The following is a 14,781-nucleotide window of genomic DNA, read 5'->3' on the forward strand; positions in this document are numbered from 1 at the left end:
GCAACGCATCGGCCGATGCGTTACGGCCCTACGGGCCTCCACGCATCCTACGCGCCTGGATCAAGCCCCCGCGCGCGCAGCGCGCCACCTTCGAAGCCGAGCCGTCCTCGTGCGGGCTTCGCCCCACTCCTGCAAACGCCACCGGATCCTCCGACCGAGTCTTCGCGAAGCCCGCTCACCGAAGGGGCCAGCCCCCACAGTCATCAAGCTCCTGAGATAACAGAGCGTTGGACTTTGAAGTGAGAGAGCGTTTTTGCTTACTTTTGTCGCGAATGACAAAAGTGAGTCGCCGCAAGACCCCGCGAAGCGGGCCCGGGCGAAACAGATTTTGACTTGTCGAGGCCACCAAACCGCCCGGTGGCACCAACCCGCCAAACGCCCGCGGGGGGATGTTAAGCGCCCCGCGAACAAGGGCGACCCAATCAGATTGGGAGCACGCATCAGCAACGAGTGACGCCACCGGATATCTCGTCCGTCGGGGATGTAACCCCGACCTACGTCCAACAGCCGAATGTGCGAATATTTTCTCCTACCTCTTGTGGGAAGAAGAACAATGAGAACGTTCCTGATAGCCGCACTCGCGGTACTACTCCTGTCCGGCTGCGGCGAAGACGAGTCGGCCGACTCCCGGTCGGACGCGGCGCTGCCCGATGAGCAGGCTGCGACTACGTCGGCGGCCGATGAAGTGACTGACCAGGCAGGCGACGAGACCGCCGACAAGACTGCCGAAGCAGATTCCGGCAGTGAAGCGCCGCCTCCTTCCCCGTTGACACTGGAACTGGAAGACGGCACGACCCTGGCCTACGAAACCTTCGGGCAGGGCGACACCGCGGTTGTGATGCTGCATTGCTGGGGCTGCAACCGTCAGTTCTGGCGGCACCAGGTCGCGCCGCTGGTCAATGCCGGCTACCGCGTGGTGACCCTCGACCTGCCCGGTCACGGCGAGGCCGGCAGGGAACGCGACGAGTGGCGAGTGGGCGACTACGCCCGGGACGTCCGGGAGCTGATCGATGAACTCGGACTCGAGCGCGTCGTCCTGGTCGGCCATTCCATGGGCGGGCCCGTGGCGGCCATGACCGCACCGCTTCTGGACGAACGAGCGCGGGGTATCGTCTGCGTCGACACGCTGCACGATGCCGAGTTCGAATGGCCGGAGGGAATGTCGGAGCGCATGGCCCGGGGCTTCGAGTCCGACATGGCCGGCGCGCTCGACGGTTTCCTGGCGCAGATGTTCCCGCCCGGCACCGACCCCGACCTGGTCGCCTGGATTCGCGAGCAGGCGCTGGCCACCGACAGCGAGGCCCTGGTGGACCTGATGCGCGATTTCGGCAGCATCGACCAGGCGGCCATGCTGGATGCCGTTCAGGTACCGGTGCGCTGCATCAATGCCCGGCCCGAAGACGAACGCGGCATGCCCACGGCCGTCGAAACCAACCGCCGCTATGTGGACTTCGACGTGGTGCTGATGGACGGGGTGGGCCACTACCCGCAGCTGGAGGCGCCCGAGCGCTTCAACCAGCATCTTCTCGAAATGCTGGCAGAACTGAGCGATTCGAATGAATGACCCGCGCGAGCGGCTTCAGTCCGACCGAAGCCGCTCATGCCATCGGGCCGGATCGACCCGGAAGCACTTGCGCATTTCCTCGTACAGATCGGGATGGGTCTGCTCGAGCTGGATCGGCTTTTCGTAGAAGGTCTCGACCAGCACGGCAAAGAACTCCTCCGGCGCGGTGGCGCCATAGTGATCGAGCAGGGTGCGCGTCCCCGCGCTGGCTTCGCGCTGCAGTTGCTCGAACTCGCGTTTCATCACGCGCGCCCAGCTGATGTACTGGGAGCGCTGGTGCAGGATCGGCGCCCCGTCGACGGCGCCGTCGGCATCGTCGAGCTTGTGGGCGAATTCATGCAGTACGACGTTGTGCCCGTCCTTGATGTCGCGGCTGCCCGCCAGGGCCGAGTCCCACGACAGCACCACCGGCCCCCGATGCCAGGACTCACCCAGGCGGGCCTGGGGGCCGACCGACTGCACGAGCCCGTCCTGGCTGGTGTGCTGCGACACGAAGGTGCTCGGATACAGATAGATGGTCGAGAAGTTGGCGTACTGGTCGTGCGAACGGTTGAGCAGCAGGATGCAGGCGTTGCCCGCGATGGTCACGCGCATCTCGTCGGTGACTTCCAGGCCCTGGAAGCCCTCGAATGTCTTGTCGTGCAGGAACAGCTGGACATGCCCGTGCAGTTCGGACTTGAGTTCGTCCGGCAGCGCCCGGTAGAGCGGAACGTTGCGCTCGAGAATGTCCTGCCACGCCGCCGGCAGGGGCCTGGCGGCAATCTTGCCCCGGCGATGCCGGCGCCATCGTCCCCAGCCCCACCAGGCCAGCGCGGCCAGCGGCACAACCAGAAGAATCTCCATCAGGCCGCCCGTGCCGAAACGGCGCCTGGCAGCCGTGCCGCGCATTCACTAGAATGTTTCACGGCAAGGCAATCACGGGGAGTGCAATGAACGAAGCGCGTGATCGCTGTCCGGACTGCGACAGCCGGCTGCACCCGCAGGAAATCGAAAAACTGTTTCGTGGCGGCAAGCTCGATTGCTGGCATTGCAACGCACCGCTCAAGGCACGGGCCAGGGGACACTTGTCGGTGCTCACACAGGCCGCGGTCGGCGCGGTCCCGGTGTTCGACGCCGTCGTCGGCGGGGACACGCCCGCCTGGTGGGGCTTCGCCTTCGCCACCCTGGTCATCGTAGCCATCCACGTGCTGCCGCCGGGGCTGGTCCACGGCGCGCCGTGGGTGCGCATCGTCAACAGCCGGAGCGTCTTTGCCGTGAGCGAGGAATGAGCGCTTTCGGCAGCGGTCAATCACGGACATCGTCCTGCACCCACTGGAAGGCGTGCCAGAAATAATCACCGCTGCCATCGGCCGCCGGTGCGGTGCAGTTGATCTTGTTGCGGCCGGTCGAGCCGGCGCCGCCGATCTCGATCTGCAGCGAATGCGGCGGCCCCGCCTCGAAACGCAGCGTCAGACGCTCCCCGCTACCTGAATAGCAGGCCAGCTGCCCGTGCCGATAGGCGCCGTCGGCCAGTTTCAGCCGCAGCGACTCGACCGGCCCGCGCACGCCGTCACCCGAAGGCGAGGGCAGCTGCTCGATCACGGGAAACGGGCGCGAATCGACGGCCAGGGCGAAACGCTCCATGCCGTCGAAGCCGCTGGCCATGGGAAAGCGCGGCACCGACAGGCGGTCGGTGTGGGCCCCGACCGCACCCGAGCGCTGGGCCAGGGCGAAGTCGTAGCGCGCATCGACGAGTTCGGCCAGCGGATCCGAATCCTCGCCGTAGGGGTAGGCGAACAGCTCCGGTTCGGCACCGATCTCCTCGGAAATCCGTCGATGGGCGCGATCGATATCGGCCTTGACGCGCTCGGCCCAGCCGGCACGGCCCTCACCTTCCTCGCGCGCGATCAGGTGCCCGTGGCCGGCGCTGTGGTTGCCGATGATCACGCCGTCTTCGTACAGCGCGCGCAACTGGTCCCAGCTCATGTAGGGCGAATGACCGGCGTCGATCGCATCGGTATTGGCGAACACGGCGAATGGCCAGCCGCGCTCGCGCAAGCGCGGCCAGGCTTCGGTATGGACCGACTCGTAGGCGTCGTCGAACGTGATTGCGACCACCTTGTCCGGCACCGCTTCCTCGCCGTCGATCACGGCCGCGAGCAGTCGGTCGAGCGGCCAGACCTCGAAGCCGTTTTCATCCAGGTAGTCGAGGTGGGCCTCGAAGCGCCCGGGCGTGACGCTGGTCGAAGGCGGGGTGGACTCGCTGACGTGGTGATACAGCAGCACGACCGCATGGTCGGCCCGCGAAGGCTCGGCCGTGCAGGCGACCAGGCCCAGGCAGGCGGCAAGGATGGCGGTTCGAGCACTCATGCTCATGTCTTCAGGCGCCGGTATCGGCCGACGCGAGCGTGTCCGCCGAGGGTGATGCCTCACCCATCGCGCGGCGGATCAGCTCGCGGTTTGAACGAATGATCTGCTTGATCTCCTCGACGTAGGCCTCGCGGCGCTCCGAGTAGCGGATCAGGCCGTCGGCCAGGGACAGGGCCCGCGGCTCGACGTTCGCCTCGCGCTCGGCCTCGCGGATGCGGCGCAGCGGCAGGTAGGACGGGTGCGTGTTGAGGTTGTTGATGTAACGCCGGACGGAATGGCGCACGGAGTCGAAGGCGGCCACTTCGTGGGCGGCGTCCTGGTTGCGCCGCGACGGCACGATGCCGCAGCCGCGCACGTAGCACCAGTGACCGAACAGGTTGTTGCCCTGCCGGGCGAAACGCGAGCGCCCCCAGCCCGATTCCTTGGCGGCCTGGACCAGGGCCAGCGGCTCCGGCACGACGTCGACGCGCCGCTGCAGCAACGCCAGCGTCTCCTCGCGCGAGTCGCCCGGCCAATCGAGCTCGTACTCGGCCGAGAGCTTGCGCATCCAGTGCCGGTCGAGCAGGGGCAGCGGACGACCGTCATCGACCTCGGGCGCGATCTCGAGCAGGGTGCGCCGCTGATCGAACACCCGCTCGTTTTCCGAGGCGACGATCGGCGCCAGGAATTCGAAGAAGGACGCCTTGAGCACGTCGGCCCGCTCGATCTCGCTGAAGTCCGGCAGGACTTCCGGCGCCGGGCGCAGGACGGCCCACAGCGCGACCAGCACCATGGCGAGCAAGGCGGCACCTTCGCCGGCCCACTGCGGCGGCAGGCGATCGATCAGTCGCCGCGGCTGCGGCGTTTCGCTTTCGTTCGGGTTCACCATGCCTACAGTTTGCCACCAACGGGCTTACTAAGACATGCACAAGTATTGCCGTGTTCAGTCCGATTCCTCCCGCCGCCGCAGGTAGTCGCCCAGGTTGGGCGGCCGATAGTCGACATCCTCCCGCCAACGACGCTCGGCGGTCTCGTCGAGCATTTGTCCGGCGTGACGGCCGCCCTGCGCCGCGATCGGCCGGTGCCAGGGCGGAATCAGGCGAAACAGCCCGCGGCGGCTGCGCGCCGGCCCCTGGAAGACGTCCAGCGTGGCGGCCGGCGCATCGACCGCAAGTCCGCAAAGACCCGCCTGGCGCAGTATCCAGCCGAAGGTGATAGCGGAAAGCCCGGCGTTGGGACCGCCCCCGCCGACATCGCCGTGCACACCGACGAACCAGCGCTGCTCCACGGTCTGGTCGTGCGCCCGGGGCAGGCGGCGCCAGAGCGTGGCCTTGAAATGCCGGCGCTTCTCGTCGATGGCAAGGGCATGGTAGGCATACCGCACCGTTGGCCCGAGCCGCGTGTCGTGAAACTGCACCCGTCGGCTGAGCGGGCTCTTGTGCAGCAACAGCGGGTTGCCGAGCGCGCCGACCGTGTCCCACACGCCGATGAACTCGACCGGGGTACGGTTCTCGCGGGCATACCGCTCGCGAAAGCGAACGGCCTCGGCCGCATCGGGATGCTTGAGCGGCGAACGCGACTTGTACAGGTCGAAGGCCGAGTCGATGCGATCGGCGAACTCGGTTTTCAGCACACCGGCGTTGAAGATCATGCCGGCGAGGCTGCGGACCGTGAACGCGCCTCGGCTGTAGCCGAACAGGAACAGCTCGTCGCCCGGCTCGTAGTGCGCCACGACGAAGCGATAGGCGTCCTTGAGATTGTCCGACAGGCCCCAGCCCGTCGCGCCCGCAAACCAGCGGTAAAGGCGATTGCCGTCGCTGCCCACGCCGGGCCCGTAGTAGACCCGCTGCTCGACGCCCATAGAATCCTCGCCGGCCACCGACTCGGCCAGGCGCAGCACGTTCGTCGGCGCCGGCGACCCGTCGCGCTCGCGGTCGGCCGAACTCCAGGTGCCGTCACAACAGACAACGATTCGCTTCATGGCCCACTCCCCGATGCCATGAAATGATGCTACCCCCGTGGAACCGGGTCTTCAATTGATGCAATCGGGAATAGGGCTGACAGCCTCACCCATGCCCCGAAGGCCGGGCGTGCCAAGTTCCCTACCGGAAGCCCCTACAGGGCATATTGAATGATCATCTCCAGCGCCTCGTCGCGCGAAATCACGCCGTCGTGGTCGGCATCGAACTGGTCGAAGATCTTCGAACTCACGCCCACGCCATGCTCGCCGGTCAGGCAGCGCACCAGTTCGACGAACTCGCCCCTGGAAAGTACGCCGTCGCCGTTGGTGTCGACTTGTTTGAACATCTCGTCGACCAGTTCTTCGCGTTTCATGCCCGCTTTGCTCCGTTCAAGGGTTTGTATCAAGACTGCCCGGAAAGATAACACTACCCACGCCGGCTTGTTGTTACCCCGGCGGGCGGATTGAACCAGCGCCGCGCTTGGGTGCAGAATCGACGCATCAGGATCCATACCCTGCAGCGCTTCTTGCGACCGGACGATTTCAAGGAGGCAGCAAGGACCGCACCGTTCGCGCGCTCGCTTGTCGGGCGGCCATGCCCGATTGAACCGTTTTCCCTCCCGGGCGCACTGTAGAAGCAAGAACGCAAATGGACCCAGGACCCTTGTGAGAACCGGGAAGGAAAGGGCACTCGACGCCTACCTGGCCGCCTCGGCCCGAACGGGCAGTCGCAGTGCACTCGACAAGCTGGCCGGACGCTGGCAGCGCAAGCTGCTGGCCCACGCCCACCGCATGACCGGCGAAGCCGATCTCGCCGCCGACGTGGTGCAGGAAGCCTGGACCGACATCCTGCGCGGCATCGGCCGGCTCGACGACGTCAACGCCTTTCCCGCCTGGGCCTTCCGTATCGTGACCCGCCGCTGCGCGCGCGCCATTCGCGGCCGCCAGCGCCGGCGCGCCGGCACTGCGGCGCTGGCCCGCGACGCCGGGCCGACGACCGGGGACGACGGCGGCCACGAGAACCGGGCCGACCTGGCCGTGATTCGCAGGGCCATGGCCGAACTGCCGGCGGAGCAACGCGCGGCGCTCGGGCTGTTCTACCTCGAGGGCCTGAGAGTGGCCGAAATCGCCGTGGCGCTCGATGTCGCGCCCGGCACCGTCAAGACCCGACTCATGCACGCGCGCAACTGGTGGCCCTTCAACTGGATAATTGCGGATTCAGTTGGTCTGTCAGCGTTCAGGGCAAGACGCGGCTTGCAGTGAATGGCCTTAGCCCTTTACAAGAGCCGCAACGCCGCCATGGACGCTGACAGGCCAACCCTTAGGGCGCTCCTGTGGCGCTCCGCAGCGGCGTTCCCGCGCTTGCCAAGGGCGACGGCCATTGACTGCGCACGGCGCCTTGCTGCGGAACGCCACAGGAGCGCTGAACCCGCAATTATCCAGTTGAAGGGCCACGAACTGCGTGCCCGACTGCAAGGAGAACAGACATGAGCAAGATCGACGACCTGATCAACGAATCCCTCTCGAAAGAAGACGAAGCGCTGCTGGAGCACTACGGCAACGAACCCGGCTACTTCAGCCAGGCCATGGCCCTGTTTCGCGGCCAGCTCGGCTGGGTGATGTGGTTCGTGGGCATCGTGCAGCTGCTGTTCTTCCTGGGTGCGATATACGCCCTGGTGCAGGTCTTCACGGTGGACCAAGTGATGGACGCGCTGCGCTGGGGCGTCGTCACCGTCGTCCTCGTCCAGCTGTCGACCTTCCTGAGAGGCTTCATGGGCGCCCACTTCGAGGCCAACCGCGTCCTGCGCCAGATCGCCCGCCTCGAACTCCGCCTCGTGGCTTCCAGGACAGAGTCCTGAGACCCCCGAAGAATGATCTGGGTTTAAGGAAAGCCGAAGCGGTGATAAATTAAGTAGGAGGCGCAGTAGCTCTCAGCGCCTCCTAAAGCGCCCGTAGCTCAACCGGATAGAGCATCAGGCTTCGAACCTGAGGGTTGGGGGTTCGAGTCCTCCCGGGCGCGCCACCACGACGCCGCCTCACCAGGGCACCGGCTTGCCGTGGTGGTCGAAGAAGCCACCGCTGTCGTCGGCGCCGAGCCGGTCGATGACCTCTAGCAGCTCGCGCGCGGCCACCTCGGGCGCGCGCACCGACAGGCCGGCCTTGCCGAACGGCGCCGACAGACGCGTATCGACGGTGCCGGGATGAAGCGCGACACAGACCGCTTCCTTCGAGCGCCGGTGCAGTTCCACGGCGGCGCTGCGCACGAACTGGTTCAGCGCCGCCTTGGAAGCGCGGTAGCTGTACCAGCCGCCCAGGCGATTGTCGCCGATCGAACCGACGCGCGCCGACAGGGTGGCGAACACCGACTTGCCGCCGCGCGGCAGCAAGGGGAGGAAATGCTTCATCAGCAGCGCCGGGCCGGTGGCGTTGACGGCAAAGGCCTTCGCCATGTGCTCGGGGTCGAGCTGCGACCAGCTCTTTTCCGGCCCGAAGTCGTCGTCGTGCAGGAAGCCGGTGGCGTCGATCACCAGGCGCAGGTCACCGCCGAGGGTTTGCACGTGTTCGGCGGCGGCGCGAATGCTGTCCTCGTCGGTGACCTCGAGCGGCGGATCACTGCGGCGTGACAGCCCGACAACTTCCAGCTGCCCGGAATGGGCTTCCAGCCGGGCGCGAAGCGCGGCACCGATGCCGCCGCTGGCGCCGATCACGACGACCTTTCCTTCGGCCGGAAAAGCCCTGGCATCGCTGGGTTCGATCATGGCGTGTGCGCGATCGGGGTCGGCAACCCCGTGTTCGGGTAGACCCGTATCGTGAGGCAGGCCGGGCGAATCCCGCGTCAACGCTGTACCGGCGTCGGGCACCGCTGGTACGGTGGGCGCCGCGCACCAAGCGACCCGACACCATGCCGAATCCGCTCGAACCCCTTCGCCGCCTCTACCGCTTCTACTTCCCCGCGGTCGACTTCGAGCTCCCGCTGGCCGTGCAGCGCAGCCAAGCCGTCAATCGGCTCTCGGATCAGGTCATTCCGGGCTGGAAGGCGTTGTTCTCGCGGCTCGAACACGACGCCGTGGGCGGCAAGGTCTCGCGCGACAAGCTCGTGCTCTATCGCATCGAGCCGATCGAGGGCCGGCCGGGAACATTCAAGGCGAACTCCTGGCGCCCCATGCTGTTCGCCGGCTTTCGCATGCGCGGCGACACCCTGCACCTGCGCGGCCGGTTCACGATTCATCCGTTCGTGCAGGCATTCACCGCGTCCTGGCTGCTCGGCGTCTTCGCAATCACCGCCTACGTGCTGTTCATGGCCGTCTTCCACGAGCAGATGGGCATCGACGAATCCATGCCCCTGTCGATCCCGCTGATGTGCGGGGTACTCATCGTCGGCGGCACGCTGCTGGTCAGGAAAGCCTGGCAGTGGTCCGAGCACGATATCGACGCCATCTCTGAATTCCTCGAGCAGACCATCGGCGCCGCACGCGGCCCTTGACCGGGCATTGGTCGCGTCGGCGAACCCGTCGACTTCGCCCGGGGTAAGCCCTGGCTGGCCTTGGACGAATCGAAGGTCGAGACCGGTAGCGAGCTGGTGATCGACGGAGGCTCTACGGCGCAGTAAGCCCGCCGCGGACGATCCGCCCACGCCTGTCCATCCAATTGTCCACCAAAGGAAGCGCACTGCGGATAACCGGGGGAGCAAGCCTTGCTCACCCTGGATCACTACGGCCAAAAAAGGACAGCATCGATGAAAACAAGCCTGCGCACCCTCTTTCTCTCGGCCGCCCTGACGCTCGGATTCTGGCCCGCCCTGGCCACGGCGCAGCCCTTTGCCTACATCGGCAATGTCGCTGAGGACAGCGTTTCGGTCGTCGACACACAGTCCAACACGATTGTCGAAACTTACGCGCCGGTCCCCACACCCCGTGGGGTGACGGTCTCCCCCGACGGCACTCGCGTGTATGTGGCGAGCATCAGCGATAGCGTCGTGACCGTGATCGACACCGCCAGCGGCACCGTCGAGGCGTCGATCGCCATCGACGACTCGCCCCAGGCCGTTGCGGTCAGTCCGGATGGTTCACGCGTCTATGTCGCCACGACCCTGGCCGATGTCGTGACCGTGATCGACGCGGCGAGCAACACGGTCAGCGGCACCATCGCCGTCGGTGATGCGCCGGTCGGCATCGTGGTGTCGAACGACGGCGAGCGCCTCTACACCGCGAATTTCAATGCCGGCTCGGTGTCGGTGGTCGACACGGCCACCGAATCGCAGATCGCGACCGTCCCGGTCGGGAACGAGGCGTTCATGATTGAAGTTTCACCGGACGGCAGCCGCGTCTACGTCGGCAACGGGGCCGATGACAGCGTTTCGGTCATCGACACCGACGCTCTCACCGAGATCGCCACGATCGGCGTCGGCGCCTATCCCGCCGGCATTGCGATAGCCCCCGACGGATCGAGCGTCTACGTCACGAATGCCGACGGTGATTCAATCTCGGTGATCGATACCGACGCCGCCGCGACAACAGCCACCATTGCGCTGCCGGTTTCCAATTCGTCCGGTCTCGGCATCACACCTGACGGAACCCGACTCTATGTTGTCAGCGAGACCGACAACGAGGTCGCCGTGATCGATACCGCCACTCAAGACGTCGTGGACGGCATCGCGGTGCCGTCGGGCTCGTTCAATCTGGGCCGCTTCATCGGGCCGGACCGGGGCGGATCGGCTTCGGCGATCTCGGTGCCGGCGCTCGACGTCTGGGCCACGCTCTTGTTGATTCTGCTGGCCGGACTGATCGCCAACCGCACGCTTCTGGCCGCGAGGTAGCGGCGTCCCGGGTCACCGCTGGCGCGGCCCCGGACAGCGGGATCACTGCGCCTGGCGGGTCGGGTCGTTGCGTCCGTACTGGTCGTGGCTGGAGACCCAGTCCAGCGAGGAAATGGCCGCGCCCAGGGAGATTTCGCCGGCCAGCACGGTGCCGGCAACGATCTCGGCGAACTTCATCACCTGGCCCGGTCCTTCGCAGCCCATGATCCGCAGGCTCTCGGACTGGGTGGCCAGGCCGGTGCCGCCACCGATGGTGGCCACGATCAGCGACGGCAGTGTGATCGAGATGTAGAGGTCCTTTTCCTCGGTCAGCTCGGTATAGAGAATACCGGCCGAGGACTCGGCCACGTTGGCCACGTCCTGGCCCGTTGCGATGAAGATGGCCGTGATGGCGTTGGCCGCATGGGCGCCGTTGTTGTTCGCGCCAGCGAGCATAGCGCCGATGCTGGCGATCTTGGAGTGGGAATAGAGCTGCTCGGTGTCGGCATCCATGATGTCGCGCAGCACCTGGCGCTTGACCGTGCACTCGGCCGTGACGCGCTTGCCGCGGGTGCGCATGGCGTTGATCTGTGATGCCTTCTTGTCGGTGGCGAAGTTCGACTCCAGGTAGAAGTCCTTCACCTCCGCGCCGTCGAAGTTCTGCAGGATCCAGTTGCAGGCCGCGAACGTGGCCTTGCCGACCATGTTCATGCCGGCCGCATCGCCGGTGACGAAATTGAAGCGCGTGTAGCAGAAGCGGCTGACCAGGTAGTAGTCGATGTACTTGAGCGTCGCGAACCGGTCGGACTCGCTGCAGACCTGGCGCAGGGTCTCGGTGCGCTCCTTGAGCCAGTCGGCGAAGCGCCGCGCCGCGGCGGCATTCTCGAAACAGAAAACCGGCGCGCGCTGCATGTTGTCGCCCACGACCGTGCACTGCACGCCGCCGGACTCGCGGATGACGCGCATGCCGCGGTTGTACGACGCCACCAGCGTGCCCTCGGTGGTCGCCAGGGGCACGTAGAATTCGCCCTCGGCATGCTCGCCGTGCACGAGCAGCGGCCCGGCAATGCCCAACGGGATCTGGGCCACCCCGGTGAAGTGCTCGATATTGCCGCGCATCATCGTCGGATCGAACGAAAACTGCCGGATGTGCTCGAGCTCGACGCCGGTGCGCTCGGCCACGAAGCGCTGGCGCGCCTCGACCATGGCCGGGGCATAGTCGTCTTCGGCGTCACGGGGAATCATGTCGGCAGAACGTTCCCCGCTGCCAAGGCGGTCGCTGACCGACAGCGACAGGCGGCCGAACGGGGGCGCCCGAAACACCAGCTCGATGTCGTGCTCGCCCTCATCCAGCGCGTCGATGGCCAGATCGACCACCATCAGCGTGCCCAGGGGGAAAGCAACGGCACGGTCGGGGGCGATGTCGGCCAGGGCGATTTCGGCGCCGCCGTCCATCGAAAGGCGTACGCGCTCGGGCGCCACGTCCTCGCCGTCGATGCGCAGGTGATCGACGGCCTCCAGGCGCGCCGGACTGAGCCGGTTCTTGATCGAAAAGCGCACACCCGCCTCGGTGTTGCGCAGGCTCGAGCGGTTGTAGAGCCGCTTGAGCAGGGCCTTGGGTACGAAACGCATATTCATCCTCCTCCGGCACCGTCGTGTAGTGCCCACGGGTTTCACCTGCCCTGATCATAGGGGCGCAGGCGACCGTCGCTCTTGCTCCAGATCAATACCGACTGGCTGCGGGGACCCTGCGCTGGCATAATGCCCTTCTGCGGGGATATCTCAGAGGGGAGCATGATCCGTGAAAAGGCTCACATGAGTTCGCGGCGCGACACGACCGCGGGGCATCGCCAGCGCGGGGGATCAGACCAGTGAACGCCAGCCAGTCATTTCTAACGCGCGACTCGGTTGCCAACCTGATTCGCCTGACCAGCCTGGTCGCCATCGCGCTGGGCCTGTTCGCCATCGTCACCGGGGGCGTGGCGGTCTACCTGAACCTGTCCGCCCAGCTCGAACTCGAGCGCTCCGACCGCGCCGCCACGCAGCAGGCCGATCGCATTGCCACCGAACTGGCGGACGTGCAGACGGCGCTGCGCGACGCCAGCGTGGTCGACGCCGCACGCGCGGGCTCCGGCGATGCCCTGCGCGCGGCGCTGCGCACACGCGGGGTCACGAGCATTCTCGACGCCCGCCTGCTGCCGGCCGAGATCGACGCGGTCGCCACCTCGGAGGAGATCGACCTCGGCTTTGCCGCGATCGAGGTGGTGCTCGAGGCCATCCGCAACGACCGCGCCGAGATCCGCGTGCTCGAACCGGGAACGCCGTCGGAAAGCCTGGCCTTTGCCCAGCGCATGCCCGGCGAGGGCGACGTACTGCTGCTTCGCCTGACCGTCAATGTGCTCACCAGCCTGATGCACGACCACGAGGCGCTGGACTTCCTGGCCCTGGCCCAGAGCGACCGCCGCGACCGCACGGTGCTGACCGCCGTTGGTCGCTCGGCGGCCGCGCGCATCCGCGAGATTCCCATTGCCGACAGCAGCCTGCTGCTGCAGTGGAGCCGGGCGACGGTCAGCGCGCCGATCGACAATCGTGCCGCGGTGATCGTCGGCTCCTCGGGCATCATCGTGCTGATGCTCGGCCTGCTGCTGCGCCGGCGCACGCGGCTGGCGCGCTACCTGGGCGAAACCGAAGCGGGGGCGCAGCGGCCGGAACCGCGGCGCGCAAAGGCCGCCGGGAAAGCCGCCGCGCCGGCGCGACGCCCCGATCCACAGGCCGCGCCGCGCGGCAAGGACCACGCCGACGACCCGATGGCCAGGGACTGGCGTTCGGCCGAGGATGAGCCGCCGACCATGGTCGCGCCAGCGCCCGACCTGCCCGAATGGCTGCGCGAAGATGTCGACGCCGGGCTCGACGAACTGGGCGACGAGGACCTCGGCACGACCATGCCGACACCCGACGCGCCGCTGTCCGATCCGGGCAGCGACGACGATGAAGCGCTGCTCGAGGACTTCGACACCTACCAGGGCGTCGACCCCTCGCTGTTTCGGCCCGACGGGATCTACGGCAAGGCGGGCGAGGAACTGGGCGTGCCCGACATGGTGATCCTGGGCCAGGCCATCGGCAGCCAGGCCGCCGATGAAGGGCTGAGACGCATCTGCGTCGCGCACGATGACCGCGCCAGCGGCGGCGAACTGCTCGAGGGCCTTTCGCGCGGCCTGAGCGTGAGCGGTATCGACGTGATCGACCTGGGCAAGGCGCCCGCGCCGCTGGCCTGGTTTGCCGCCATGCGCCGGCAGCAGGCCGGTGCCGTGGTGATCAGCGGCGGCAACCGGCCGCAGGACATCAACGGGCTGGAGATCGTGCTCGACGGTCGCTGGCTCGACCGCGAGGAACGGCGCGGCCTGCTCGATCGCATTCGCAACCAGGAGTTCGCGACCGGCGCCGGCGAGCACGAGATCACCGACGAGGCCGAGCGCTACGGCGAGCAGCTGGCCGCTTCGCATCGCCTGCAGCGGCCGCTGCGCGTGGTCGTCGACTGCGGCAACCCGGTCAACGGGGCATTCGCGCCCGGCCTGTTCGAGTCGCTGGGCGTCGACGTCATCGCGCTCAACGCCGACGCCGAGACCCGGCCCGAGCAAGTGGCGGCTTTCGACAGCGCCGAGCGCGGCCAGGACCTGCAGCTTTGCGTGGAAAACTTCGCCGCCGACCTGGGCTTGGCCTTCGACGGCACGGGCGGAAAGCTGCGTGTCGTCGACCCCGGCGGGCAGCCGGTATCAACGGCCCGGCTTGCCGCGCTGCTGGCGGCCGACCTGGCGGAGCAAAGCGAGGAACCGTCGGTGGTCGCCGACGCCGGGCTGGCCGCGCAGCTGGCCCTGCCGGGCAGCGCCGAAGACATCCGGATCATCGCCTGCGACGGTGACGCCCGCGCGGTGCAGCGCAGCCTGCGCGAGCGCAACTCAGGGCTGGGCGTGCATTCCGACGGCTCGATCATGACCGCCGGCGACTGGCACGGCCTGCCCGACGCCTTTCATGCCGCCGCCTGGCTGCTGGCCGTGCTGGCCGCCGACGGTCGTCCGGTGGCCGAAATCCTGTCGACCGGGCAAAAGGATGCGGACCCAGCGGCCCGGGATTGAG

The 14,781-nt window shown here is 67.1% G+C and carries 14 protein-coding genes and 1 tRNA gene; 8 read left to right on the forward strand and 7 right to left on the reverse strand.

Annotation, left to right across the window (positions count from 1 at the left end):
* The first annotated feature begins 553 nt into the window (after positions 1-553).
* The gene (locus ACDC67_RS14225) at positions 554-1,564 is read left to right on the forward strand and encodes an alpha/beta fold hydrolase (protein ID WP_376694189.1); all 1,011 of its coding nucleotides are present in this window, start codon (positions 554-556) and stop codon (positions 1,562-1,564) included.
* A 15-nt stretch (positions 1,565-1,579) separates the two neighbouring features.
* Here the strand turns inward: ACDC67_RS14225 and ACDC67_RS14230 are convergent, their stop codons facing one another.
* Positions 1,580-2,452 (reverse strand): M90 family metallopeptidase, encoded by an 873-nt coding sequence (locus ACDC67_RS14230; protein WP_376694190.1) that lies wholly within the window; start codon positions 2,450-2,452, stop codon positions 1,580-1,582.
* Positions 2,453-2,493: 41 nt separating this feature from the next.
* On the opposite strand from ACDC67_RS14230, the gene ACDC67_RS14235 reads away from it, so the two are divergent.
* Positions 2,494-2,832 (forward strand): hypothetical protein, encoded by a 339-nt coding sequence (locus ACDC67_RS14235; RefSeq protein ID WP_376694191.1) that lies wholly within the window; start codon positions 2,494-2,496, stop codon positions 2,830-2,832.
* 16 nt (positions 2,833-2,848) lie between these two features.
* Here ACDC67_RS14235 and ACDC67_RS14240 read toward each other — a convergent pair whose 3' ends face one another.
* From ACDC67_RS14240 to ACDC67_RS14255, 4 genes are all read right to left on the reverse strand, one after another.
* Entirely contained in the window at positions 2,849-3,913 is a 1,065-nt protein-coding gene (locus ACDC67_RS14240) for a polysaccharide deacetylase family protein (RefSeq protein WP_376694192.1), read from the reverse strand.
* A 10-nt stretch (positions 3,914-3,923) separates the two neighbouring features.
* Entirely contained in the window at positions 3,924-4,781 is an 858-nt protein-coding gene (locus tag ACDC67_RS14245; RefSeq protein ID WP_376694194.1) for a glucosaminidase domain-containing protein, read from the reverse strand.
* Between the two features lie 54 nt (positions 4,782-4,835).
* Positions 4,836-5,873, reverse strand: a complete 1,038-nt coding sequence (locus ACDC67_RS14250; protein WP_376694195.1) for a DUF2235 domain-containing protein — start codon at positions 5,871-5,873, stop codon at positions 4,836-4,838.
* A gap of 134 nt (positions 5,874-6,007) precedes the next feature.
* Complete coding sequence (locus ACDC67_RS14255) at positions 6,008-6,226, reverse strand: EF-hand domain-containing protein (RefSeq protein WP_376694197.1); 219 nt, start codon at positions 6,224-6,226, stop codon at positions 6,008-6,010.
* A gap of 292 nt (positions 6,227-6,518) precedes the next feature.
* Between ACDC67_RS14255 and ACDC67_RS14260 the strand changes: the two genes are divergently transcribed.
* The 3 genes from ACDC67_RS14260 (at position 6,519) to ACDC67_RS14270 (ending at position 7,875) form a co-directional block, all read left to right on the forward strand.
* Positions 6,519-7,115 (forward strand): RNA polymerase sigma factor, encoded by a 597-nt coding sequence (locus ACDC67_RS14260; RefSeq protein ID WP_376694199.1) that lies wholly within the window; start codon positions 6,519-6,521, stop codon positions 7,113-7,115.
* A gap of 224 nt (positions 7,116-7,339) precedes the next feature.
* The gene (locus tag ACDC67_RS14265) at positions 7,340-7,711 is read left to right on the forward strand and encodes a DUF6768 family protein (RefSeq protein WP_376694201.1); all 372 of its coding nucleotides are present in this window, start codon (positions 7,340-7,342) and stop codon (positions 7,709-7,711) included.
* 87 nt (positions 7,712-7,798) lie between these two features.
* A tRNA-Arg gene (locus ACDC67_RS14270) sits at positions 7,799-7,875 on the forward strand.
* Positions 7,876-7,888: 13 nt separating this feature from the next.
* Here ACDC67_RS14270 and ACDC67_RS14275 read toward each other — a convergent pair.
* The gene (locus ACDC67_RS14275) at positions 7,889-8,611 is read right to left on the reverse strand and encodes an SDR family oxidoreductase (protein WP_376694202.1); all 723 of its coding nucleotides are present in this window, start codon (positions 8,609-8,611) and stop codon (positions 7,889-7,891) included.
* A 143-nt stretch (positions 8,612-8,754) separates the two neighbouring features.
* Here ACDC67_RS14275 and ACDC67_RS14280 point away from each other — a divergent pair, with 143 nt between their 5' ends.
* Together ACDC67_RS14280 and ACDC67_RS14285 are read left to right on the forward strand one after the other, a co-directional pair.
* A complete protein-coding gene (locus tag ACDC67_RS14280; protein ID WP_376694204.1) occupies positions 8,755-9,336 on the forward strand; it encodes a hypothetical protein in 582 nt (193 codons plus the stop codon).
* Between the two features lie 252 nt (positions 9,337-9,588).
* Positions 9,589-10,668, forward strand: coding sequence for a beta-propeller fold lactonase family protein (locus ACDC67_RS14285; protein WP_376694205.1), 1,080 nt, complete (start codon positions 9,589-9,591; stop codon positions 10,666-10,668).
* A 42-nt stretch (positions 10,669-10,710) separates the two neighbouring features.
* On the opposite strand, the gene ACDC67_RS14290 is transcribed toward ACDC67_RS14285, so the two are convergent.
* Entirely contained in the window at positions 10,711-12,279 is a 1,569-nt protein-coding gene (locus ACDC67_RS14290; protein WP_376694207.1) for a hydroxymethylglutaryl-CoA reductase, read from the reverse strand.
* 239 nt (positions 12,280-12,518) lie between these two features.
* Between ACDC67_RS14290 and ACDC67_RS14295 the strand changes: the two genes are divergently transcribed.
* Positions 12,519-14,780: a phosphohexomutase domain-containing protein gene (locus tag ACDC67_RS14295; RefSeq protein WP_376694209.1), complete on the forward strand. Its 2,262-nt coding sequence runs from the start codon at positions 12,519-12,521 to the stop codon at positions 14,778-14,780.
* The last annotated feature ends 1 nt before the right edge of the window (position 14,781 follow it).

The organism is Wenzhouxiangella indolica (genome assembly GCF_042310355.1).
Taxonomy (GTDB): Bacteria; Pseudomonadota; Gammaproteobacteria; order Xanthomonadales; family Wenzhouxiangellaceae; genus Wenzhouxiangella.

Coding starts and splice junctions, on each gene's coding strand:
- ACDC67_RS14225 (WP_376694189.1), top strand. CDS start 554: ATGAGAACGTTCCTGATAGCCGCACTCGCGGTACTACTCCTGTCCGGC.
- ACDC67_RS14230 (WP_376694190.1), bottom strand. CDS start 2,452: ATGCGCGGCACGGCTGCCAGGCGCCGTTTCGGCACGGGCGGCCTGATG.
- ACDC67_RS14235 (WP_376694191.1), top strand. CDS start 2,494: ATGAACGAAGCGCGTGATCGCTGTCCGGACTGCGACAGCCGGCTGCAC.
- ACDC67_RS14240 (WP_376694192.1), bottom strand. CDS start 3,913: ATGAGTGCTCGAACCGCCATCCTTGCCGCCTGCCTGGGCCTGGTCGCC.
- ACDC67_RS14245 (WP_376694194.1), bottom strand. CDS start 4,781: ATGGTGAACCCGAACGAAAGCGAAACGCCGCAGCCGCGGCGACTGATC.
- ACDC67_RS14250 (WP_376694195.1), bottom strand. CDS start 5,873: ATGAAGCGAATCGTTGTCTGTTGTGACGGCACCTGGAGTTCGGCCGAC.
- ACDC67_RS14255 (WP_376694197.1), bottom strand. CDS start 6,226: ATGAAACGCGAAGAACTGGTCGACGAGATGTTCAAACAAGTCGACACC.
- ACDC67_RS14265 (WP_376694201.1), top strand. CDS start 7,340: ATGAGCAAGATCGACGACCTGATCAACGAATCCCTCTCGAAAGAAGAC.
- ACDC67_RS14275 (WP_376694202.1), bottom strand. CDS start 8,611: ATGATCGAACCCAGCGATGCCAGGGCTTTTCCGGCCGAAGGAAAGGTC.
- ACDC67_RS14280 (WP_376694204.1), top strand. CDS start 8,755: ATGCCGAATCCGCTCGAACCCCTTCGCCGCCTCTACCGCTTCTACTTC.
- ACDC67_RS14285 (WP_376694205.1), top strand. CDS start 9,589: ATGAAAACAAGCCTGCGCACCCTCTTTCTCTCGGCCGCCCTGACGCTC.
- ACDC67_RS14290 (WP_376694207.1), bottom strand. CDS start 12,279: ATGCGTTTCGTACCCAAGGCCCTGCTCAAGCGGCTCTACAACCGCTCG.